Origin of the sequence: Aggregatimonas sangjinii (assembly GCF_005943945.1) — a bacterium.
In the GTDB taxonomy this organism is placed as follows: domain Bacteria; phylum Bacteroidota; class Bacteroidia; order Flavobacteriales; family Flavobacteriaceae; genus Pelagihabitans; species Pelagihabitans sangjinii.
Map to the genome: position 1 here is coordinate 1,443,605 of NZ_CP040710.1, position 23,954 is coordinate 1,467,558.

Genomic DNA, 23,954 nt, shown 5'->3' on the forward strand with positions numbered 1-23,954 from the left:
GGTACAAAAGTCACAAATCAAACAGGTTTTATATGGAATAACGCGCAATCGCCGAAATACTTTGATGTGAAAAGTCGTTGTTTTTGTACTTCAAATATCCGACAATACCGATCATTGCAGCGTTATCGGTGCAGTATTCGAATTTCGGGATATGGGTTTTCCATCCTTTCTTGTCCTCCATTTGTTGCAATACCTTTCGAATTCCCGAATTGGCGGAAACTCCGCCACCGATGGCTATGGTCTTAATTCCGGTTTGCCGTACCGCTTGCTCCAATTTATCCATCAAAATAGCGATAATAGTATGCTGAATCGAGGCACAAATGTCGTTCAAATTGTGAGTAATGAAATCCGGGTCGCTTTTTACTTCCTTCTGTAAGAAATAGAGAATACTTGTCTTTAGTCCGCTAAAGCTAAAATTAAGACCATCTACTTTAGGTCTTGGAAACGGGAAAGCCTTGGGATTGCCCAGTTGCGCATATTTATCGATCAACGGTCCTCCAGGATAGGGCAGTCCCATGATTTTTGCGCTTTTGTCAAAGGCTTCGCCAACGGCATCATCCAACGATTCACCTAGGATACGCATATCAAAATAATCGTTTACTTGAACGATTTGGGTGTGGCCCCCACTAATCGTAAGTGCCAAGAAGGGGAACGTGGGCACCGTGCCCTCGGCATCTTCTATAAAATGCGCCAGAATGTGGGCCTGCATATGGTTTACTTCGATAAGCGGAATATCAAGACCCAATGATAAAGACTTTGCAAATGAGGTGCCCACAAGTAGAGAGCCCATAAGTCCCGGCCCTCGCGTAAAAGCTATGGCCGATAGCTGTTTTTTATCGATATTTGCCGAGGCCAAGGATTGGTGAACAACGGGAACGATATTTTGTTGATGTGCCCTTGATGCCAATTCGGGTACAACACCCCCATATTGCTCGTGTATTTGCTGCGTCGCGACGATATTGCTCAGTACTTTTCCATTGCGTAGTACAGCTGCAGAAGTATCATCGCAGGAAGATTCTATAGCCAGAATATAAATAGTTTCTTGTTGCACCGGTTTTGGAATAAAAATTGAAAGCTCAAAGGTAAAACATACCGCCTTATCAAAAAATTGAAAAAAATATTGCTTAGAACACTATTGGCCTTGCTGCTCATCTGTGTTTTAGGCACATTGGTACTCTCTTTGCCCGTGGTTCAGACCCGGCTGGCGCAATATTTGACCAAAAGGGTCAACAAGGAGTTCAATACCGACATGAATATCGATAAGCTTAGGGTCTCCCTCATCTCCTGGGACACCGCACTGGAGGGGGTCTTGATAAGGGATTATGAAAAAGATTCGCTCTTTTATATCAATGAACTTACGACCTCGATTTTAAGTGTAGGCAATCTGGCAAACGGGAAATTGGAATTTGGCGATATCGCAGTAGATGAACTCGATTTTAAATTAACCACGTACAAAGATAGCACCGCTACGAACCTCGAGGTTTTTATCGACAAGCTCGATGATGGTAAACCTCGTGATAAGGATACTCCGCCTTTTTTTATGTCCTCTTCCCACATAACCATAGCCGGTAGCTCCTTCATCATGACTAACGAGAATCTCAAGAATAAAAAGATTCTTGATTTTTCCGATTTGACGATAGACGCCTCCAATTTTCAAATATTAGGACCGGAAGTTACCATAGGCATCAACGATATGTCTTTTAACAGTGTAAGGGGAATCAGGGTAGACCAAATGAAGACCGATTTCAAGTACACCAAACAACAGATGCGGTTCGATTCGCTCAACATTCAAACACCCGGATCTCTGCTAAATGGGAATTTGGTGTTTAACTACGACCGCAAAGATTTTAGGGACTTTTTTAATTTGGTAAAAGTAGATGCGCAGTTTGTTGATTCGAAGGTGGCCTTTGATGAGATCAATCTGGTATACGACCAATTTGGAAAAGGTAAGGAAGTTTCGTTTTCATCGAATTTAAGTGGCGTATTGAACGACCTGAATACCGAGGATTTGTTCTTGTTGTCTGATAATACAGGTATTCGAGGGGATTTCAATTTTAAAAACCTTTTTGATCGCAACGAGGGTTTTATCATGGATGCCAAAATGAAGAACGTTACTTCGAGCTATTACCAACTACGTGCGTTGATGCCCAATATCCTCGGGAAGACCTTGCCGCCATCGATTTTTAAAAAATTGGGGCAATTTACCATACGTGGCGATGCGTTGGTCACGGAAACCTCCATAGAAGCCAAGGTGAATGTGAATACGGCTATAGGAAGCAGCTATACCGACCTAACGCTTACCAACATAAATAACATCGACAATGCCACCTACAAGGGGTTTGTTTCCCTAATCGATTTTGACCTAGGCGAATTTGCCAATAATAAACGCTTAGGCAAAACCACATTGGATTTTAACGTAGAGGGCCAAAGTTTCCTGACGAAAAGATTGAATACGGAGGTAATAGGTGAGGTGTATTCGCTGGTATTTAATGGGTACGAGTACAATAACCTTAAGGTTTCCGGGGTAATCAAAGAACAACTGTTCGATGGAGCCGTAAATAGTAATGACGAAAATCTCAAGTTCGATTTTAAGGGATTAGCCGATTTTGCGTCCGACCGTAACAACTTCAATTTTATCGCTTCGGTAGATTATGCCGATCTTAAAAAATTGAACTTCATCAACGACAGCGTATCTATCTTCAAGGGTAACGTAAATATGGATGTTACCGGAAACAATTTAGATAATCTAGAGGGCGATATCAAATTCACCAAGACCATTTTCCAGAATAAAAACGATACCTATTATTTTGATGATTTTGCAGTGGTCTCCAGCTTTGAAAATGATTCGATACGTACGATAAATATCAATTCCCCGGATATCATTACCGGGTATTTGCGCGGGAATTTCAAGGTGAATGAATTGGGGAGATTGGTTCAGAATTCCCTAGGAAGTATCTATACCAATTATCGCCCTTTTGAGATTTCGGGTGGCCAAAACCTCGATTTTAACTTTAAGATTTACAACAAGATAGTCGATGTTTTCTTTCCCGAGGTAAAATTCGACCCAAATACCTTTATAAAGGGAAGCATCAAAGCGGACGACGGCGATTTTAAATTGACCTTCAAATCGCCAAGTATTGAGGCATTTGGTTCTAAGGCAGATGAGATCGATCTTGTTATCGACAATAAGAACCCGCTGTTCAACACCTTTGCTTCTATCGGCGATTTTAGCAATCCGCTCTACGATTTAAAGGATTTCAATATCATCAATACCAAATTGAAAGACACGCTTTTCTTTAGGGCGGAATTTGCCGGCGGCAGTACCTATAACGATATCTACAACTTGAATTTTTACCACACCTTCAATACCGATAACAAATCGGTCATCGGCTTGAAGCAGTCCGATATTGATATTAAGGGAAATAAATGGATATTGAACAAGGACAATAACAGCCAGAATAAAGTTATTGTCAATAGCACTTTGGATAGCATCAATATTGAGGAAATCGTAATGAACAATAGCAAACAGGAACAAATCAGGTTGCGTGGCTCTTTGGCCGACTCTACCTCGAAAGACCTGCAGTTGGAGTTTAAGATTGTTTCTTTGGATAAAATTACCCCGGCCATAGACAGTTTAAAGCTTGAAGGTGAAGTAAACGGGATACTGAACGTGTTTCAAAAAGATGGTATTTACCTGCCTTCCTCTAATTTGAAAATCGATAGTTTTTCGATAAATAAAATGGCGGTAGGAGACGTAGCCATAGGTATCGTAGGGAATAAGGATTTGACCGAATTTTCGGTAAATACACAGATTACGGATAAGGGAAACGAAAAAATCGGGGTATATGGGAAAATCAACAATGCAGGAGATATACCTATTGCGGACCTATTGGTAAATCTGAGCGGTTTCGATATCGCGCCTTTCAGCCCATTGGGCGAGGGCATCATTGACAACATTCGGGGTTTGGTCAGTGGCAGCGCAACCATCAAGGGTGAGGTGAACAATCCACAATTCAATGGTATTCTTACTTTAGATGATGCGGGCATCGGCATACCGTATCTTAATGTCAACTACAGTTTTGCCCCTAGTTCTCGGGTAAATCTCTTTGATCAGACCTTTGATTTTGATAGAATAGCCCTGACCGACGTTTCAGAGAAAACAAAAGCCATGTTGGATGGAACGATCAGTCATAGTTTTTTCAAGGATTGGCGATTAGACCTGAACGTAGATACCAAGGGAGACCGTCTACTCATTCTAAATACCGATCTTGAAGAAGAGTCACTTTATTATGGAACCGGCTTTTTAAGGGGTAAGGGAAGAATTTACGGGCGAACAAAAGCTTTGAATATTGATGTGGAAGGCGAAACCGCCAGAGGAACTTCCCTAAAGATACCGCTTAGTGATGTGGTGAGCGTAGGGGACTATTCCTTTATCAATTTTATCAGCAAAAAAGATGTAGATAGCCTTCGAACCGCTAGAGTCTTGGACGAAGTACAGGGCCTACAATTAAAATTTGAACTGGATATTACGAAAGAGGCCGAAGTACAGATCGTGACCGATGTAGAGACGGGAAGTACGCTTAAAGGCACGGGTGAAGGCCCTATGTTGATTCGAATCAACACTAGGGGCGATTTTGAGATGTTCGGGGAATTTAACGTGGTAACCGGCGAGTATGATTACAAGTTCGGAAACATCATCAATAAAAAGTTCACAGTGAAACCGGGCGGCAGTATCAGTTGGAACGGTCCGCCTTTGGGAGCAACTTTGAATATGGAAGCCGTATATGGTCTAAATGCCAACCCGGCTCCTTTGTTGGATAATGCAGGATACAGTAGAAAAATTCCGACCAATGTGGTCATCAAATTGACCGAGCAATTGGAAAAACCTAAAATCGATTTCGAGATTGAATTTCCGGGGACCAATTCCATCATACAGTCCGAATTGGAATACCGCCTTCGAGATCCTACGGTTCAGGAAAGAAACGCCCTTTTCCTATTGGCACAGGGTTCTTTTGTAAACGACCAGACCGGATTCAATGCAGGGGCGGCAACCGGTACGATAGCGGCACAATCCTTTTCCAATATCTTGAATCAAGTATTGAGCTCTGGTGACGAGAAGCTGAAATTCGGTATTAGTTTGGAGCCGGGGCAAACCTTTGCCGACGCACAGACCGAAAACAGATTTGGCGTTACCCTTTCTACCAAGATTAGTGACCGTGTATTGTTTAACGGGCAGGTCGGTGTGCCAGTTGGTGGGGCCAGTGAGACCGTCGTTGCCGGTAATTTCGAGATTCAGGTACTCTTGAACGAAGAAGGGACTTTGAGCGCGAAATTTTTCAGTCGTGAAAGCGAAATTCAAGCCTTTTTGGCCGAACGCTTGGGAAGTACGCAAGGGGTAGGACTTTCTTATGAGGTGGATTTTGATACGTTTCGCGAACTGACCCGAAAAATTTTGCGAAAAAAAGATGGGCCTATTGAAGAAGCACCTTTGGTCGTTCCTACCGTAGCACCAAAAGAGCCTCCTGTTTCCGTGATGGGTAATGATAGCCTTATTAGAATGTCGGTAAAACCCAAACCCAATGAACTCTAGGATTCAGTTTTGGGATGTGGATAATCAATTTTAGGTCTTCAAAAATCAAACATTATTGGGTTTGTCGTATTGTATATTCAGGAAATCGATACACAAAAAGGCTTGCGGATGTTAAATTAATAGCCTTTTCATGAGATTCTAGCCATTCCGCTAACGATTTCGTAGCTTCTTTTCTTAAAATTGCGACTGACTACGGTTCCTTTATTGGAATAAGTTCGCTATTTTTGCAGCTTACTTTTTTTTGATGGGTAACATAACTAAAATTGCCGTTTTAACCTCTGGTGGGGATTCTCCTGGAATGAACGCTGCTATTCGTTCGGTCGTAAGGACCTGCGCCTATTTGAAGATAGCTTGTGTTGGTGTCTACCGCGGTTATCAAGGCATGATCGAGGGCGATTTTAAGGATATGGATGCCCGCAGTGTGAACAATATCATAAACAAGGGTGGGACCATTTTAAAATCGGCGCGCTGCGACGATTTTCGCACCGCAGAGGGGCGAAAGCAGGCGCATGATCAGCTTTTAAAGGCCAATATCGACGCCTTTGTCGTAATAGGGGGTGATGGTAGCTTTACCGGCGCCATGATTTTTAATCAAGAATACGATTTTCCGATAATCGGAATTCCAGGCACCATCGACAACGACATTTTCGGAACTACGTTTACCCTTGGTTTTGATACGGCGCTGAATACAGTGGTAGAAGCAATCGATAAGATTCGAGACACTGCAAGTTCCCATAACCGTCTATTTTTTGTTGAGGTAATGGGGCGCGATGTAGGTCATATCGCTTTGAATGCCGGGGTAGGGGCAGGTGCCGAGGAAATACTTATACCAGAGGAGAATAGAGGGTTGGAAAGGCTTTTGGAGTCTTTGAAACGCAGTAAAAAGTCCGGAAAGTCCTCCAGCATTGTCATCGTTGCAGAGGGAGATAAAATCGGAAGAAACGTATTCGAACTCAAAGAATACGTAGAGGAGCATTTACCGATTTACGACGTGCGTGTTTCTGTTTTAGGACACATGCAGCGTGGGGGTCCGCCTTCTTGTTATGACCGCGTACTGGCGAGTAGAATGGGAGTAAAGGCAGTAGAATCGCTCTTGGAGGGTAAGACCAACCTGATGGTCGGTGTACAGGACAATAAACTTATTTTGACGCCCATCGAAAAAGCGATCAAGGGGCATACGAAAATCGATAAAGAACTTATAAGAGTGTCAGAGATAATGACAACGTAATCTAAACTAAAAACTAAGAAAATGGCAAAATTGAATATTGGAATTAATGGTTTCGGAAGAATCGGTAGAATGGTTTTTCGTTCTACGGTGCGAAGAGACGATGTAGACGTGGTAGCGATCAACGACCTGTTAGATGTTGAGCATTTGGCTTATTTGCTAAAATATGATTCTGTACACGGCCATTTTGACGGTACGGTCGAAGTAAAAAACGGAAATCTCGTAGTGAATGGTAAAGATGTACGCATTACCGCCGAGCGAGATCCGAAAAATTTGAAGTGGGATGCTGTGGGGGCTGATATCGTTGCAGAATGTACCGGTATTTTCACTTCAATGGAGACCGCACAATACCACATTGATGGCGGCGCCAAGAAAGTGGTGATTTCCGCCCCTTCTAAAGATGTTCCGATGTTCGTTATGGGAGTCAATCATAAAGATGTTAAAGCTAGCGATACCATCGTATCGAATGCGTCCTGCACTACCAATTGTCTTGCGCCATTGGCAAAAGTTTTGAACGATGCTTATGGTATCGATGAGGCGTTGATGACCACTGTGCATGCAACGACGGCTACCCAAATGACCGTTGATGGCCCTTCAAAAAAAGATTGGAGAGGTGGGCGTAGTGCCATGTTGAATATTATTCCCGCATCTACCGGGGCAGCTGTGGCAGTGACCAAGGTAATTCCTGAATTGAAAGGCAAACTTACCGGTATGGCCTTTAGGGTGCCTACAGCCGATGTTTCGGTGGTAGACTTGACCGTTCGCCTACAAAAAGAGACTTCTTTCGATGATATCAAAAAGACTTTTAAGAAAGCCGCCGATGGAGAACTGAAAGGGATTTTAGGGTATACCGAAGAATCGGTAGTTTCTCAAGATTTTATTGGTGATGCCAGAACAAGCATCTTCGATGCCGGCGCAGGTATTGAACTGAACTCGAAATTTTTCAAGATCATATCTTGGTACGATAATGAGGCGGGCTATTCCAATAAATTGGTAGATTTAGCACAATTGGTGAACGAACTATAGATTTTTAGACCACCTTATAAAGGAATTTCCCGAAAATAGATTAATTTTTAGTTTATTTTCGGGTTTCTTATTTAAATACGATAGGATATGATATTGATTGTAGACAGTGGTGCAACAAAGTCGGATTGGATCGCCTTGGATGATAAAGGGGAGCAATTGTTCTTAACGCAAACATTAGGTCTTAGCCCGGAAGTGCTTACGAAAGAGGTGATAGAAGATAGGCTGGCCAATAATTTTGAGCTTTCGAAAAACAAGGAAAAGGTTTCACGCCTATATTTTTACGGTGCCGGTTGCGGTACCGATCGCATGAAAAAGCTGCTTAAGGACATCTTTAAAGTCTTTTTCCCGAATGCCAAGGCAGAGGTAAAAGAAGATACGTATGCCGCTATTTTTTCGACGGTTAAAATCGGTCACCAAGGTATTGTATGTATTTTGGGAACGGGTTCTAATTGCAGCTATTACGATGGGCATCAATTGTTTCAAAAGGTAACTTCCCTAGGGTATATTCCTATGGATGATGGCAGTGGGAATTTCTTTGGACGAAAATTGATTCGGGACTACTACTTTCATAAAATGCCCCAAGATTTGGGCATGAAATTTTCAAAGGAATACGATTTGGATGCGGACGTAATCAAGGAGAACTTGTACAAACAACCGAATCCGAATACCTATTTGGCCACTTTTGCCCGTTTTTTGGTCGAGAATAAAAATCATCCGTATTGTAAGGGGGTGATTGATAAAGGCTTTCAGCAGTTCGTTAACAATTATATTATGCAATTTGAACTGGCGACAAAAGTACCGATCAATTTTGTGGGAAGTATCGCCCACTATTTAAAGGATGAACTTATCGCCGTATTAGAACGTAACGACCTCATTGTTGGCGTCATTCGACAGCGTCCTATCGAGGGACTGATGGAGTTTCACAAAGCGCATTTGTAATTGAAAATTGCCAAGGAGTTCATCTTTGTAAGCCTGCACGGATAAAGATCAGAAGATAGGCTGCTACGAAATCAAGGCAATCATTGATATTTCCACATTTACGAACAACGGAAGGTTCGCAACTTCGACGGTTTCCCGTGCCGGCGCCGTTGCTTCATCAAAATACGAGCCGTATATTTCGTTGATTTGTGCAAATTGATGCATATCCTTCACGAAAATCGTCGATTTTACGACAGCTTCGAAATCTGTATTTGCGGCCTGTAGAATGGCCTTCAGATTTTCCATCGATTGTTTGGTCTCTGCCTTGATATCGCCAGATACCAGCTTACCAGTTGCGGGGTTCATGGGAATTTGCCCGGAAATGTAAAGCGTGTTCCCCGAAAGAACCGCTTGGTTATAAGGACCGATAGGAGCGGGGGCATTTGGCGTGCTGATTATTTTTTTCATAAATGATCGATTTTATTTTCATTCCCGCGAAGGCGGGATTCCGTTACTTAGTATTTTCTTCCATTCCAACGTTTCTGCCGCCCGGGTTTCGCGGGTTCGCCCTAAAAGTGCAGGCATCGATTGTTGGTATTTTATTTCTTGAAATGCAACACCTGCATAAGAAGCCCTCCCTATTGCCTAAATGGCTGACTTCTGTTTTCCCATTTCAAATCTTTCAATACCGAACTCTTTATCCCTATAAAGAAATACCAGCGCTGGAACTGCCCGAAAGGTGTCCAATCGAATTTAAGGTTAAAACTTTTCAAATCACGCTCAAAACGAAATTGGGTCAAGGTAAATCCTTGGTTCTTGAAATCATAACCGGAAGATACACCAACCTTCCAACGTGGGGAAAGTTGAACGTTTCCGGAGAACATCAGGGAATGACTACTGAATTCGTTCTGACGAGCAGGATTGCTGTAGGTTGCGGAATAGGCAAGCCGAAAGTCCCATGGAATTTTAGTAGCATATAATGGATTTTCAATATCGTCCGATTCCCTTTCATCATCTCTTTGGTTATTCTGGTAGTCGTTGTATCCTTCCGACCTGCCAAAGAGATCGTCATCCCGACCACCGCTTGCCGCTCCATAATCGTAGGGATCTCTTTCTTCCTCTTCCTCCCCATCATCTTCCTTTCTACCAAAAGTCTCATTGCTAATGGAGTAGCTAACGTTAACATTGGCCCTGGTCAAACGGAATAGGCTACCCCCATTGTCGATGTTCCATTTGTCAATGGCCCTACCGTTGTTATCAATAGCATAAGGGTTGAGACCGGCACCGAAGTTGATCGACATTTTGTTGTCGAGAATCGTAGTTCCGCCATTTAAGGTCAAGGGTCTTAATTTTAGGGAATCGGCCTCGAAATTATATCCTGTGGAAATATTGAAATTGCTCAGGAGCGGTATTTTTTTCGCCTCCGTTGCTGTAGAATCCTTGTCCCTGACCTTTGCTTCAAGAGTATTGGCCAAGGAAAAACTCAAACTGTTTGATTTTCCCAAGGAAGGGGCACCATTAAGCGTACCCTGAAATCTCGTATACTGCACGACCTCCCCAGAATTTTCATCGAGATATTCGTCAAAAAATTGTTCGAATGAGGGCGTGTAGCCATAGCTTAACGATGGTCGCATCACATGGCGAATCGCTTGCAGCTTTTTGTCCTCCCCGAAATTAAAGGTGCCATAGACAGTGGTACCGATACTGGTGCTTAGATTGTATTTATTGAAGCGATCGAAACCTTGAACGGTATCTATCGCAACGGTACCTTTTTCGTTACCCTCTCCCGGTACGAAATCCCGTCTATAGGTCTCCAAGGTCCAAACGTCTTCATAACTCCCGCCCATCGATACGCTAAAGAACTTGGCGATTTTAAAGTTGGTGCTGATGGGAATACGGTGTCTGGCACCAACTTGTGCATTATCGAACATGGCGGCAGTAAAAAAGTCCTCGTCATTGGTGGTAAGACTGTTCCGTGCGTTAACATCATATTGAAAGTTGATGTTCTGAATAGCGCCTTTTTTTATACCGTCCCGTTTGGCAAATGGGAATATACGTTCTACACTTGCCTGTAAAGTAGGCAATGTCATCTGAATATTGTCTACGGTGGCATTGTTCTCGGCCGCCGTGATCGCTTGTCTCGTATTCGAACTGTGCGTGGCTGTTAAACTCATGTTCACGGCAGGGTAATTCGGAAACGTTTTGGAATATGAAATAGATGATGACTGGTTATTGTTTTGGGTTAACGGCAAATCTCGCTGTAACAAGGAATTTTGAAAATACGTGCTACTTCCTAAGTTTACCGATGCCGAAAAACGGGAATTCGGACTGGTTTTGGGGTCCTGTGAATGCGAAATTTGAATGTTATAGAGGGTGTTTCTGCTATAGTCACTAAACCCCTTCTGACTGGTAACCAAATTTTGGTAATTAAAGTTGACATTGCCGCGATACTTATAGCGTTTGGAATAGACCGACTGTGTTCGGAACCCATAACTACCATTGGTGTAAAAATCTCCAGTAAGCGTAATATCCGCATAATCACTAAACGGGATATAGTATCCCCCGCCTTGCAAAAAATAGCCCCGATTGGGATCGTTTCCGATGGTCGGCATCATGAGACCGGCTGTTCGGCCTACGGTTAATGGAAAATAAGCGAATGGCAGGGCAATAGGGGTTGGTACATCTGCGATATATAAGTTACTGTAGCCCGCGATGACCTTCTTTTTGGGCACGAATTTCGCTTTACGAACACGAATGTAATAATCAGGATTGACGGTATCGGTAGAGGTAGTCAGCTTTCCTTCACTCAAAAAATAGACCGAATCATTTTCCTTTTTTGTGATTTCGGCATATACTTTCATGGCATCGCTCCCCAATTGACCCAGGCCGGCTTGCTGCTCCGTTCTTGAGTTCCATATTAAAGCCTTCTGCGTATCGAAATTAAAACGAATGGAATCGGGACGCACCTCTTGGGTTCCTTGTTTAAAAAATGGTAGTTGCGTGTAATTCCCAAGAGAATCTTTGACTCGGCCCGCGTACACTTCGTTCTTCACATAGTCCATGATAATGATTCCCGCTTTTAACTCCGTATCCTGATAGTATATTTCGGCCTCATTATAGAGGAATATTTTTTGTTGTCTTTGGCTTAATCGGATGGAATCCTTGGCCTTGTACCTAATCTTATCCAAGAGCGTACCCTGTTTTTGATTAAGACTGTCGGTGGCGATAGAGTCGTTGGCGGTCGTATCCCTTAACACGGGCATAGGGGCCTGCGGGGCGGTGGCAGTGTCTCGCACCACAGGAAAGGTAATAGTCTTTACACGGTCTTCTTGAGCGAAAATTGCAGTGCTACCAATGAATAGAATGAATAGGAAAAGTAGAAAATGTTTGTTTGATTGCAAAGCTATAAATCCTATTTTTGTATCCGTTCGGTGAGCCTTTTGTATTGGTATGCGAGGTCAAACTTACATATATTTTTTGTTCCCTTAATGGAGCATTACAATAAATTTAACCTTATTCAACATGCTCAAATCCCCAGTTATAATGATGTGTAGACGATTTTTTGCGATTCTGGTATTTGCTGTTACGTTTATATGTTATTCTTTCGCTCAAACCGCCGTATCCCAGTCGGGCATTGAGCCTTTTGTTATTGTTTTGGATGCCGGCCACGGAGGGCACGACCCGGGAAATCTAGGCAACGGCTATTTTGAGAAAAACATCGCGTTGAACATTGTTTTGAATATCGGTGAAATTCTGGAAAAAGACCCGAACTTCAAGGTCATCTATACCCGAAAAGACGACACTTTTATTGATTTGTATGTTCGCGGTGAAATCGCAAATAAGGCGAATGCCGATTTATTCGTTTCGGTGCACTGCGATTCACATACTTCCAATGCCCATGGGGCCGGCACCTTTGTGCTGGGGCTACATGCCAACAAGCAGAACTTTGAAATTGCCAAGAAAGAAAACTCGGTCATCTATTTAGAGGACAATTACCAGGATCGTTATGCCGGTTACGATATCAATTCTCCGGAATCGGTTATCGGGCTCACCATCATGCAGGAAGAATTCTTGGACCAGAGTATCAATTTGGCGAAGGCGATTCAGGATAATTTCACCCAGAAGCTAAAGCGAAACGATCGCAAGGTAAAGCAAGCGGGATTCATTGTTTTGCATCAAACTTTCATGCCAAGCGTATTGATCGAAACCGGTTTTTTGACCCACGATAAGGAAGGTGCCTATTTGAATTCAAAGAAGGGACAATCAGAGATGGGAACTGCCATCGCCAATGCCATAGTCACTTACAGAGGAAAGATGTTGGCGGGGGTCGCTCCTTCAGGAAATACCAGCAAATCTACCCCTGAGCCAGAGTCCATAGAACCGGAAACGGCGAAAGAAGTTGAGGCAGCTCCTGTTTTAACAGCATCGGAAACCGACAAGGAATCAGCAGATCAGGCAGCGGTACCAAAAGAACAAATGCCTGAAGAGAAAACACCCGAAGTGGTAGTTTCGGCGCAAGAAATCTTAAAAACAGCTGAAAATACCAGCGCTATGGAAAAGGAGGTTGAAACGGAGAAAATACCGTCTAAACCTATGGAACAAACAAGTGTGCCTACTGAAATGTCTGGAGCAGGAAAAGCGGCCATCAGTTTTAAAGTGCAAGTCCTTGCAAGTTCTAAAAACATTCCACTTAAGGCAGCTAATTTTAAAGGTCTTAATACACTTTCGAAGGAGCCGTACAAAACACTGTACCGATATATGTACGGAAATACCAATTCTTTGGAAGAGGCCGAACTGCTTAAATCAAACGCTGCCTTAAAAGGTTATACCTCTGCTTACGTTGTTGCCTACAAAGACGGTGAACGAATTACAATGAAGGAGGCTTTGAAGTACGTTTCGAACCAATAATACCTTACCTACGAATCGCTTACCATTCTTAGGACCGATGTTTCTTGGCCTCTGTTTTTATTATTTGAGCTGAAATCGAGTTTCATATTAAATGCCAACTAATAACTTGGTAGCACTTAACTTAATAACGGTTTTACGGCTTAAGATAATTCCATAGGTCAGATAGACAGACTTGCGCATTTCTTTTCGATTAAAAGTTTAAACGGGAACGATGATCGTCTTTAACTAATTATTTCTAATTTTGTTCAAGAAGTTCTAATCAGAAAATACTGGCATTTGAAACTATCTAGGGAAATTAAAACGGGAATTATTGTTATCGGCGGTATTCTGCTGTTTGTTTTAGGCTTTAGTTATTTAAAATCCACTCCACTTTTCGACAACAGTAAAACTATGTATGCCATTTACCCTGATGTAGGTGGTCTGCAGCCCGGTACTGCCGTATCGGTAAATGGTTTTAATGTGGGTAAGGTAAATGACATTCGGTTTATGGATGGCAAGGGAAACCTTTTCGTCACATTTACGGTGGGTAGTGATTTTGAATTTTCAAAAAATAGTCCTGCCGTTTTATATGATTCCGGGATTCTAGGGGGTAAAGGCCTTCGAATCATACCTCTATTCGACGATGCGCCAATGGCGAAAGATGGCGATACCCTCACAACAAGCACGCAACCGGGCCTCGCGGAACTCGCCGAACAAAAATTTACACCCTTTCTCCAGAAATTCGAATCTGCCGTTTCGGATGCGGATTCGGTTTTGGTAAATGTAAACGAGGTGCTCGATGAAAAGACCAAAAGAGATTTGAGAGGGGCCATATCAGGATTGAGCACCCTTATCAATAGTCTTCAGGGTAGTGCCAATGAACTCAATTCGATTTTAACCAAAAACAGCGGGAAGCTCGATAGCTCGTTGACCAATTTTCAGGCTCTGACTTCAAGTTTCTCTAAACTGGCCGATTCGCTCAACAACGCGGGATTACCCAAAACCCTACGGAGTTTGGAATCGACAGTAGCGAATTTGGATAATGTTATGGCCAAAATAGAAAACGGCGATGGTACATTGGGCAAATTAATGAATGACAAAGAGTTGTACGATAATTTGAACAACGCTTCCAGAGAGTTGGATTTATTGTTGCAGGATTTTAGACTGAACCCAAAACGCTATGTAAACGTCTCCGTTTTCGGAAAAAAGCAGAAAGAATATGAAGTACCGGAAGATGACCCCGCCAATCAAATAAACAATCCGGAACAAGAAAATCCCGAAGAATAAGATACATGGCCTACCTCCCTCAAATTATTTTTGCAGTCCTATTGGTCTTAGGCATTGGTTTTTTTGCTAAAAACGTAAAACGCCTTTCCAGGAATATCAAGCTTGGAAAAGATGTCGATGTTAGCGATAACAAATCACAGCGATGGAAAAATATGGCCAAAATAGCGCTGGGTCAAACTAAAATGGTGGTGCGCCCTATCGCAGGCCTTCTGCATGTAATCGTTTATGTTGGCTTCATCATTATCAATATTGAAGTATTGGAAATCGTGCTTGATGGCCTATTGGGTACTCATCGCCTTTTTGCGCCTTTAGGAACCGTATATGATATTCTCATCGGCTCTTTTGAAATATTGGCTTTACTTGTGGTGGTGGCTGTTGTTGCCTTTTGGATACGACGGAATATCATCCGTTTAAAGCGATTTATGAAACCCGAGATGGAAGGTTGGCCCAAACAGGACGGGAATCTTATTCTTTACATCGAGTTGGTATTAATGTTCCTGTTCTTGACGATGAACGGGGCCGATTACCAATTGCAACAAATGGGCGCTGACCATTATGTTCAAGCAGGTAGTTTTCCGGTAAGTCAGTTTCTTGGCCCTATTTTCGCTGGGATGTCCGAATCGACTCTGATTTTGGTCGAGCGTTCGGCATGGTGGTTGCATATTGTCGGTATCCTCATGTTCCTGAACTATTTGTACTATTCAAAACACCTGCATATTCTTTTGGCTTTTCCGAATACCTATTACGGAAATCTAAAACCTAAAGGCCAATTCAAGAATTTAGAAGCGGTGACCAATGAGGTAAAATTAATGATGGATCCTTCGGCCGATCCGTTTGCCGGCCCGGCGGAGGACGCTCCCGTACCTGAAAAATTCGGTGCATCCGATGTTACGGATTTAAGTTGGGTGCAATTACTGAACGCCTATACCTGTACCGAATGCGGTCGTTGTACCAGCGAATGTCCGGCCAATCAGACAGGGAAAAAACTTTCCCCGCGAAAAATCATGATGGATACGCGTGATAGGTTGCAGGAAGTAGGTAAGAATATCGAAGCGAACAAGGGTGCCTTTGTAGCGGATGGCAAGCAGCTTCTAGGCGACTATATCACTAATGAAGAATTATGGGCCTGCACAAGTTGTAACGCTTGCGTTGAGGCTTGTCCCGTTAGCATCGATCCTTTATCGATTATCATGGATATGCGCCAATACTTGGTAATGGAACAATCGGCAGCGCCCACCGACTTGAATAATATGATGGGCAATATAGAGAACAATGGTGCTCCTTGGCCTTTTAATCAAATGGATCGATTGAATTGGACACAGGAGCAGTAAACAGAGTTGCCCAAACAAAGAAATGGTATTTCAAGTGTACCTTTGGGTAGCTTATACAATCGAATCTTTTTTAGAATAACCTACATCGCGTATAATAGCAGTAAAGTATGAGCAACGAATTGAAAGTCCCGACCATGGCGGAATTGTTCGCGGCAGGTCAACAGCCGGAGGTATTGTTTTGGGTAGGTTGCGCCGGTAGTTTTGATGATAGGGCGAAGAAAATCACGAAAGCCTTTGTGAAGATATTGAACAAGGCGAACGTATCCTTCGCCGTGCTAGGCACCGAGGAGAGTTGTACGGGTGACCCTGCGAAACGGGCCGGAAACGAATTTCTGTTTCAAATGCAGGCTGTGACGAATATCGAAGTCATGAATGCCTATGGTATCAAGAAAGTGGTAACGGCTTGCCCGCATTGTTTTAATACCTTGAAGAACGAGTATCCCGGTCTAGGCGGTGAATACGAAGTCGTTCACCATACCCAATTTTTAAAGCAATTGTTGGCGGAAGGTCGTATTTCTATGGAAGGCGGACAATTTAAAGGAAAGCGAATTACTTTTCATGACCCTTGCTATTTGGGTCGGGCCAATGGGGTGTATGAAGCCCCCAGGGAACTCATCCGAAAGTTGGATGCCGAGTTGGTCGAGATGAAAAATTGCAAGAAGAAGGGATTATGCTGCGGCGCAGGTGGTGCCCAAATGTTCAAAGAACCCGAAAAAGGGGACAAGGACGTCAATATAGAACGTACCGAACAAGCCTTGGAAACCCAACCCGAAATCATAGCAGCGGGCTGTCCTTTTTGCAATACGATGATGACCGATGGCGTTAAAAACAAAGAAAAGGAAAGTGCCATTGCCGTTCTGGATATAGCCGAATTAATCGCAACGGCAGAAGACTTATAACTTCTGAATTTAGAATTGGTCGCTTGAAACCCTATTGTGGCAAGCAAGTTTGAAATGTAATCCTATGCTAGTAGACTTTAAAACACTTCCGGAGACTTCACGCGTGTGGATTTATCAGGCCAACCGTAGTTTTTCCGTGGAAGAATTGGCCGAAATCAAAACCTTACTCGATGCATTCGTTACCGAGTGGACTGCCCACGGGCAGGATTTGAAGGCGGGTTATGAAATACGGTACAAACGTTTTATCGTATTGGCACTAGACCAATCGCTGAATGCGGCTTCCGGATGTTCTATCGATGCATCTGTTCATTTTATTCAAGCTCTGGAGAAAAAGTTCGATGTGATTCTTTTAGACAAAATGAATGTTTCCTATAAGCAAGGGGAATTCGTTGCCTATAAATCACTTATCGATTTCAAAAAAATGGCCAAGGCAAGGTCCGTTTCCGATAAAACAATTGTATTTAACAATCTCGTAGCAAGCAAAGGCGAATATTTGGAACATTGGGAGGTACCTGCGTCTGAAAGCTGGCATTCCCGATTTATGTGATTTTCGGTTTTTATCTTTTGCATGGTATTGTTTTCGCCCAATGATCGACGAAATGCAATAAAGTCGAATGTTTTTAGTTATTCCCATAGATGTTTTGATATGCGAATTCGATTTGTTCTCCCCTTTTTTTTATTCACGACAATTGCCCTTATCGGTCAAGGCAATCCTTTGGTGACCAATGATAGCTTGGCACAACGAAAATGGGTCGATTCGAAGTATGAGGCCATGTCGCTTGAAGAGAAATTCGGTCAGCTTTTTATGGTAATGGTCCATTCAGATGCCGACAAAGCCAGTCGGGAGAAAGTGGCCGACCTTATTAAAACACAGCATTTAGGAGGCGTTATTTTTTCTACAGGCGGGCCGGTACGTCAAGCAAAATTGACCAACGAATACCAGAAACTATCGAAAATACCATTATTGGTCGCCATGGACGCCGAATGGGGACTTGCCATGCGGCTCGACTCCACGTACGCTTTTCCATGGAATATGACCCTGGGCGCCATAAAGGATAACGCCATCGTTGAAAAAGTGGGGAGAAGAATCGGCGAACACGCCAAAAGGCTGGGTGTTCACATTAATTTCGCTCCGGATATCGACATCAATATCAATCCTAAAAACCCGATAATCGGCAACCGTTCTTTTGGTGAGGATAGGGAAAATGTGGCAGAAAAAGGAATCGCTTACATGAAAGGATTGGAAAGTGCGGGGGTATTATCTAGCGGGAAACACTTTCCCGGACACGGAGATACCGCTACCGACTCGCACCACGACCTTCCCGTTATCGATTTTAGCAGAAAACGTCTAGATAGTATCGAGTTGTATCCGTACAGAAGATTGATTTCCGAAGGATTGAGCAGTGTTATGGTCGCCCATCTAGAAGTACCTAATCTGGAAATCAAGAAAGGATTGCCCTCTTCGCTATCGGAACAAATCATCACTACAATCCTTAAAGAAGAAATGGGGTTTCAGGGTTTGGTCTTTACAGACGCGCTCAACATGAAAGGAGCTACCAATCACGGAAAAAACGGTGATGTGGAGTTGAAGGCATTTATTGCGGGAAATGATATTCTCCTAATGCCGCTTGATGTCGGTGCAGCTAAACAGAAGCTGATGAAGGCCTTCAAAAAAGGGAAAATTACCGAACAACGGTTGGCCTACTCGGTTAAAAAAATTCTGATGGCCAAATACAAAGCTGGTCTAAACGATTATAAGCCGGTAGTTTCGAAAAATTTATACGCCGATCTCAATTCGTTGCAAGACGATATTATTTATGAAGAAGCCATTGAAAACGCCATCACTGTCGTGAAGAACGATTTTTACATGATGGGTATCAAAAATCTTGAAAAAAAGAAAATCGCCTATGTAAAATTTGGCGATGACGACCACCTGCCTTTTTTGAACGAGTTGAACAAATACACTACCGTTACTGAAGTGAATGCGGCCGACATCAATCAATTTAAGACCGACTTAAAAGATTTTAACTTGGTGATTATCGGCCATCACAAAAGCAATGAAAGTCCTTGGAAGGGATATAAATTCACCCAGACCGAACTGAGTTGGCTTAAGAAAATCGCCGAAGAGCGGAGTTCAAATCTGATTTTAGCGGTGTTCGCAAAGCCTTATGCGTTACTCGATGTTCCGGAATTTAAGGGAATCGATGGGGTAGTGGTGTCCTATCAAAATAGTCCTCTAGCACAACGCAAGACGGCCCAATTGCTTTTTGGGTCGATTGCAGCCAAAGGCATTCTTCCCGTAAGTTCCCACAAAGATTTCCCGGTGAATACCAATGTGCAGTTAAAGTCCTTAAAGCGGTTAGGATATAGCTTTCCGGAACGTGTCGGTCTCAATTCCTATAAACTTGCAAGGGTAGATTCTTTGGTCAAAGACGGATTGGATTCTTTAATGTTTCCTGGAGCCCAGGTCCTTATCGCAAGAAAGGGACAGGTTGTTTATCATAAATCCTTTGGAAAACCGACCTACAGTTCCAAGGATAGCGTTTCGAACGATGACCTCTACGATTTGGCCTCGGTTACCAAGATATTGGCCACGTTGCCCATGGTCATGCAGATGGAAGAAGAAGGGGATATAAAATTGAACGATACGTTCGGTGAAATGATTCCTGGCTACGATACCACGAATTTAAAGGATGTAACCGTCCTCAAGGCACTTTCGCATTATGGGCGGCTTCCGGCATGGATCGCTTTTTATGTAAGTACTTTGGATAAGAACCGGAAGCCTTCCGGCGAATTTTACAGGAACAAGCCTTTGGACGGGTTTTCCATCAAAGTAAGCGACGAGTTGTACCTTACGGATGCCTATAAGGATTCCATTTACAATAGAATCGGTCGGCAAGATCTCAAATCGAATCGGTACAGATACAGCGATGTGGCTTATTATGTTATGAAAAAATATATCGAGGACAAAAATGGTAAGCGATTGGATGAGTTGGTTGCGGATTTTTTGTATAAACCGCTCGGTGCCATGACAACCACCTACAACCCCTTGGAAAAATTTAATCTTGAACGCATTATTCCGAGCGAAGAGGACAAATATTATCGCTACGAGACGGTACAAGGCTATGTTCACGACATGGGAGCCGCCATGCAAGGCGGTGTCGGGGGTCATGCGGGACTCTTCAGTAATGCGAACGACGTGGCCAAAATTATGCAAATGTACCTGCAGGAAGGCTTCTATGGAGGAGATCGCTTTTTGGAATCGAGAACAGTAAAAAAATTCAATACGTGCTATTTCTGCAATAAAAATGTGCGTCGCGGGGTAGGTTTCGATAAACCGGACGCTCGCGGCAAAGGCCCGGCCTGTGAATGCGTTTCCCCAAAAAGTTTTGGTCATAGTGGTTTCACTGGCACGTATACCTGGGCCGACCCTGAAGAAGATTTGGTTTACGTTTTTTTATCGAACCGAACCTATCCGACAGCGGCGAACCGATTGCTCGTGAAATCAGGACTCCGCACCCGTATCCAAGGCGCAATTTACGAGGCAATGATAGATTAGCGTCTTTCTAAGCGAAATCAAGGTATTATTGAAAGAAGGAAGCATTAACTATGGTAGGATTGTTTGGCGATAAGCCCAAGCCTCAAGACGATGATTTTTCGTATTCAAGTCTATCATCTTCCGTTTAGCGACTTTGTTAAGATACTTGTAATATTCCTGCCCACCTATCGACAAACCATTAGGTTTCACTAAATTTGAGTAATGAAGATAGCTATTGTATGTTACCCTACCTTCGGTGGTAGTGGTGTTGTGGCAACGGAATTGGGTATCGCCTTGGCCAATAGGGGTCATGAGGTACATTTTGTGACGTATCGACAACCTGTTCGTTTAGAACTTTTGGGTAATAACATTCATTTTCACGAAGTACACGTACCTGAATATCCTCTTTTTAAGTACCAACCATACGAATTGGCACTATCCAGCAAATTGGTAGATACGATCAAGCTACACGGCATTGAGCTCTTACATGTGCATTATGCCATTCCCCATGCCTATGCCGGATACATGGCCAAAAAGATGTTGGAGGAAGAGCAAATTCACGTGCCTATGGTCACCACGTTGCACGGTACCGATATTACCCTGGTTGGCAAGCATCCTTTCTACAAACCAGCCGTAACGTTCAGTATCAATCAATCCGACGTGGTAACTTCCGTTTCCCAAAACTTAAAGGAGCGCACCCTGGAAATTTTTGATATCAAGAATGATATCGAAGTAGTGCCCAATTTCATCGATAAGACCAAGTACAGTGAAGCATTTACCGATTGCCAGAGGGCTCTAATGGCAAATGATGATGAGAAAATAATAACGCATATTAGCAATTTTAGAAAGGTAAAGCGCATTCCGGATATCATTCGTGTTTTTGATAAGGTGCAAAAAGAAATACCCGCAAAATTAGTGATGGTAGGCGATGGTCCGGAGAAAGAAGGTGCAGAGGAATTATGTGAGCGCCTAGGTATAGCCGATAGAGTGATTTTCTTGGGTAATAGTAATGAAATCGATAGAATTCTTTGCTTTAGCGATTTGTTTCTACTTCCATCGGAGTCTGAAAGTTTCGGACTTGCAGCATTGGAGGCTATGATCAATGAAGTCCCTGTAATATCAAGTAATACCGGCGGCATTCCGGAAGTGAACAGGCAAGGCATTACCGGCTATTTGAGCAATATTGGGGATATTGATGACATGGCGAAGAATGCATTGAAGATTTTATCCGACGAAAAAACGCTGCGAACCTTTAAAGATAATGCCAAAAAAGTTGCGCTGACATTTGACATACTCAAGGTCTTGCCCCTCTATGAGGAGATTTACAAAAGAGCTTATGAAAAAAGGTTTAACAATGCACTTACCTAAAATTACGTGGTTTTTTTTACCGGCGCTCGTCATATTTTTAGCGTGCAACGGACAAAAGAAAATGGCCATGGATGAAAACGATGGGCAGACTACGGAATCTCCGCTTACCCTTGTCCTTCAAGGAAACTTTGCGGGCACCGATACGGCGACCACTCACGTGATAGAAAATCAAAAAGACTTAAAGCAATTCTTTAGTGGGGTCAACAAGACCAGAAAGCCCGGTATTCGAGTTCCTAAAGTAGATTTTTCGAAAGACATGGTGGTTGTATACTGTTCGGGTAACGATGGCAATGGTACCACGCCTATCTTGAATCTAACAACAGAGAGCGATTCCGAAATGATTTTGGGCATGGTCAATAAAAATTTGACCAATGAGGAGACTAAGACGATAAGTCCATTTAGCGTGTATACAATGCCCTTGACGTCAAAGAAAATCAGTTTTAAGGCTGTTGAGTAAAGTTTGTTCCTTTAATCGAATGGTCTTCACCCTTTAGGTTCATTACCCAACAAGAATTCCTCAAAAACCACTTAGATGTTATTTCTTTATTAAAAAGCCTACAATTTTTAGCGATTTCAGGTAGTCCAACGAATATAATATCCCTTTGTGGTACTATTTTGTTCGGCCCTATACTGAGTGATAGCTTTGGTGTTTATAACACCCAAATGTTACCACCATGAGAAATATCGCACCCTTTCTGGGTATATTAATTTGCCTTGTATGCGCACCCGGCTATGCACAGGATGAACAGCTTACCAAAAAAGACAGTATGGTCGTCAGTTCCTATATGTTCGGACTAGGATTTAATATGGTTGACGATTCCGGAGACCTTTTGGATGGATTTTTTGAGGTCGAAGAGGAGTGGAACTACGTTGCATTCCCATCACGTGTAAGCATTGGCAAATATTTTAGGAGCGGCGTGGGTGTAGAGGCCATCGGTACCTACAATCGCTATAAGGTCGGTAAAACGATAGACGGTTCCGTGCAAACGGAAAAAACGGATTATTATGCTTTTGATACTAGGGTAAGCTACGATTTGGATAGGTTGGTCGGCAAGTCAGGGTGGTTCGATCCCTATATCGGAGTTGGTCTCGGTTATACAAGAGCAAATAACGCGTCTCGAGGAACATACAATGGGGTGGTGGGTGTACGAACATGGCTATCAGACCACTGGGGTTTGGATGTGAATGCTTCTGGAAAATGGTCAATGGGTGATAAAGTAATCTCGAATCACCTTCAGTACGGTTTGGGCGTGCTGTATCAGTTCGATATTGAAAAAGGCCTTTCCAAAAAAGGAGCGGATAAACTCGCTCGAATTGTGGCTCAGGAGCAAGAAAAACAACGTGTACAGGACTCTATTACTACCGTCAATCGATTGAAGGAAGAAGCGTTGGTGGCAGAACGATTGGCCGAAGAAAAAGAGCGGGAAAGGCTGGCTGCATTGGAAAAAGCTGAATTGGACAAGGAAAACAGTAGAAAATCGCAACTTGAGAATAGTATCAAAGAATTAGGGTTCGTGTATTTTGACCTGAATTCTTCTTACCTGAACACCGATTCAAAAGCAGTTTTGAACGCGTTGGCGATTATTCTTGAAACTGAACAGGAAGTATCGCTAAAAATCACCTCTCATACTGATTCTAGGGGGGCATCCACATACAATCAATGGCTTTCCGAAAGAAGAGTGAAGCGTACTATCGATTACCTCGTATCAAAGGGCATCAGTGCAGAGCGACTAACGGCCGAAGGTTTAGGGGAGACCAATCTACTGAACGAATGCGACGATACTACCTACTGTTCGGAAGAGAAACACAAAATAAATCGAAGGTCTGAGTTCGTCATCACAAAAATGTGATTTTATTATCTCAAAACAACTTTGATTCCGCAGCG

The 23,954-nt window shown here is 43.0% G+C and carries 16 protein-coding genes; 13 read left to right on the plus strand and 3 right to left on the minus strand.

Features of this window, described 5'->3' with window-relative positions:
• Positions 1–28: 28 nt before the first annotated feature.
• Positions 29–1,051, minus strand: coding sequence for a tRNA (adenosine(37)-N6)-threonylcarbamoyltransferase complex transferase subunit TsaD (tsaD, locus tag FGM00_RS05820; protein ID WP_138851992.1), 1,023 nt, complete (start codon positions 1,049–1,051; stop codon positions 29–31).
• 57 nt (positions 1,052–1,108) lie between these two features.
• Between tsaD and FGM00_RS05825 the strand changes: the two genes are divergently transcribed.
• The 4 genes from FGM00_RS05825 (at position 1,109) to FGM00_RS05840 (ending at position 8,780) form a co-directional block, all read left to right on the plus strand.
• On the plus strand, positions 1,109–5,590 hold the full coding sequence (locus FGM00_RS05825) for a translocation/assembly module TamB domain-containing protein (RefSeq protein ID WP_236262942.1): 4,482 nt from the start codon (positions 1,109–1,111) through the stop codon (positions 5,588–5,590).
• Between the two features lie 244 nt (positions 5,591–5,834).
• Positions 5,835–6,818: a 6-phosphofructokinase gene (pfkA, locus tag FGM00_RS05830; RefSeq protein WP_138851993.1), complete on the plus strand. Its 984-nt coding sequence runs from the start codon at positions 5,835–5,837 to the stop codon at positions 6,816–6,818.
• 21 nt (positions 6,819–6,839) lie between these two features.
• Positions 6,840–7,841, plus strand: coding sequence for a type I glyceraldehyde-3-phosphate dehydrogenase (gap, locus tag FGM00_RS05835; protein ID WP_138851994.1), 1,002 nt, complete (start codon positions 6,840–6,842; stop codon positions 7,839–7,841).
• An 87-nt stretch (positions 7,842–7,928) separates the two neighbouring features.
• Positions 7,929–8,780, plus strand: a complete 852-nt coding sequence (locus FGM00_RS05840; protein WP_138851995.1) for an N-acetylglucosamine kinase — start codon at positions 7,929–7,931, stop codon at positions 8,778–8,780.
• A gap of 63 nt (positions 8,781–8,843) precedes the next feature.
• Here FGM00_RS05840 and FGM00_RS05845 read toward each other — a convergent pair whose 3' ends face one another.
• The gene (locus FGM00_RS05845; protein WP_138851996.1) at positions 8,844–9,227 is read right to left on the minus strand and encodes a RidA family protein; all 384 of its coding nucleotides are present in this window, start codon (positions 9,225–9,227) and stop codon (positions 8,844–8,846) included.
• 170 nt (positions 9,228–9,397) lie between these two features.
• Complete coding sequence (locus tag FGM00_RS05850; protein WP_138851997.1) at positions 9,398–12,160, minus strand: putative LPS assembly protein LptD; 2,763 nt, start codon at positions 12,158–12,160, stop codon at positions 9,398–9,400.
• Between the two features lie 142 nt (positions 12,161–12,302).
• Here FGM00_RS05850 and FGM00_RS05855 point away from each other — a divergent pair, with 142 nt between their 5' ends.
• The 9 genes from FGM00_RS05855 to FGM00_RS05895 all read left to right on the plus strand — a co-directional run bounded on the left by FGM00_RS05855 (position 12,303) and on the right by FGM00_RS05895 (position 23,919).
• Complete coding sequence (locus FGM00_RS05855) at positions 12,303–13,667, plus strand: N-acetylmuramoyl-L-alanine amidase (RefSeq protein WP_236262944.1); 1,365 nt, start codon at positions 12,303–12,305, stop codon at positions 13,665–13,667.
• A 276-nt stretch (positions 13,668–13,943) separates the two neighbouring features.
• The gene (locus FGM00_RS05860) at positions 13,944–14,933 is read left to right on the plus strand and encodes an MlaD family protein (protein ID WP_138851998.1); all 990 of its coding nucleotides are present in this window, start codon (positions 13,944–13,946) and stop codon (positions 14,931–14,933) included.
• A gap of 5 nt (positions 14,934–14,938) precedes the next feature.
• Positions 14,939–16,264, plus strand: a complete 1,326-nt coding sequence (locus tag FGM00_RS05865) for a 4Fe-4S dicluster domain-containing protein (RefSeq protein ID WP_138851999.1) — start codon at positions 14,939–14,941, stop codon at positions 16,262–16,264.
• A 107-nt stretch (positions 16,265–16,371) separates the two neighbouring features.
• Positions 16,372–17,163 (plus strand): (Fe-S)-binding protein, encoded by a 792-nt coding sequence (locus FGM00_RS05870; RefSeq protein ID WP_138852000.1) that lies wholly within the window; start codon positions 16,372–16,374, stop codon positions 17,161–17,163.
• Between the two features lie 64 nt (positions 17,164–17,227).
• Positions 17,228–17,710, plus strand: coding sequence for an ABC transporter ATPase (locus tag FGM00_RS05875; protein WP_138852001.1), 483 nt, complete (start codon positions 17,228–17,230; stop codon positions 17,708–17,710).
• A 99-nt stretch (positions 17,711–17,809) separates the two neighbouring features.
• Positions 17,810–20,722 (plus strand): glycoside hydrolase family 3 N-terminal domain-containing protein, encoded by a 2,913-nt coding sequence (locus FGM00_RS05880; RefSeq protein WP_138852002.1) that lies wholly within the window; start codon positions 17,810–17,812, stop codon positions 20,720–20,722.
• 201 nt (positions 20,723–20,923) lie between these two features.
• A complete protein-coding gene (gene bshA / locus FGM00_RS05885; protein ID WP_138852003.1) occupies positions 20,924–22,069 on the plus strand; it encodes an N-acetyl-alpha-D-glucosaminyl L-malate synthase BshA in 1,146 nt (381 codons plus the stop codon).
• Positions 22,056–22,526 carry a hypothetical protein gene (locus tag FGM00_RS05890; protein ID WP_138852004.1) on the plus strand — a complete coding sequence of 157 codons (471 nt, stop codon included), beginning with the start codon at positions 22,056–22,058 and terminating at the stop codon, positions 22,524–22,526. The genes bshA and FGM00_RS05890 overlap by 14 nt, the downstream gene beginning before the upstream one ends.
• A gap of 217 nt (positions 22,527–22,743) precedes the next feature.
• A complete protein-coding gene (locus FGM00_RS05895; protein WP_138852005.1) occupies positions 22,744–23,919 on the plus strand; it encodes an OmpA family protein in 1,176 nt (391 codons plus the stop codon).
• Positions 23,920–23,954: the final 35 nt, after the last annotated feature.

What these genes read in the sequence shown, in the direction of transcription:
- pfkA (WP_138851993.1), top strand. Translation starts at nt 5,835, where the DNA reads ATGGGTAACATAACTAAAATTGCCGTTTTAACCTCTGGTGGGGATTCT.
- gap (WP_138851994.1), top strand. Translation starts at nt 6,840, where the DNA reads ATGGCAAAATTGAATATTGGAATTAATGGTTTCGGAAGAATCGGTAGA.
- FGM00_RS05840 (WP_138851995.1), top strand. Translation starts at nt 7,929, where the DNA reads ATGATATTGATTGTAGACAGTGGTGCAACAAAGTCGGATTGGATCGCC.
- FGM00_RS05845 (WP_138851996.1), bottom strand. Translation starts at nt 9,227, where the DNA reads ATGAAAAAAATAATCAGCACGCCAAATGCCCCCGCTCCTATCGGTCCT.
- FGM00_RS05855 (WP_236262944.1), top strand. Translation starts at nt 12,303, where the DNA reads ATGATGTGTAGACGATTTTTTGCGATTCTGGTATTTGCTGTTACGTTT.
- FGM00_RS05865 (WP_138851999.1), top strand. Translation starts at nt 14,939, where the DNA reads ATGGCCTACCTCCCTCAAATTATTTTTGCAGTCCTATTGGTCTTAGGC.
- FGM00_RS05870 (WP_138852000.1), top strand. Translation starts at nt 16,372, where the DNA reads ATGAGCAACGAATTGAAAGTCCCGACCATGGCGGAATTGTTCGCGGCA.
- FGM00_RS05875 (WP_138852001.1), top strand. Translation starts at nt 17,228, where the DNA reads ATGCTAGTAGACTTTAAAACACTTCCGGAGACTTCACGCGTGTGGATT.
- FGM00_RS05880 (WP_138852002.1), top strand. Translation starts at nt 17,810, where the DNA reads ATGCGAATTCGATTTGTTCTCCCCTTTTTTTTATTCACGACAATTGCC.
- bshA (WP_138852003.1), top strand. Translation starts at nt 20,924, where the DNA reads ATGAAGATAGCTATTGTATGTTACCCTACCTTCGGTGGTAGTGGTGTT.
- FGM00_RS05890 (WP_138852004.1), top strand. Translation starts at nt 22,056, where the DNA reads ATGCACTTACCTAAAATTACGTGGTTTTTTTTACCGGCGCTCGTCATA.
- FGM00_RS05895 (WP_138852005.1), top strand. Translation starts at nt 22,744, where the DNA reads ATGAGAAATATCGCACCCTTTCTGGGTATATTAATTTGCCTTGTATGC.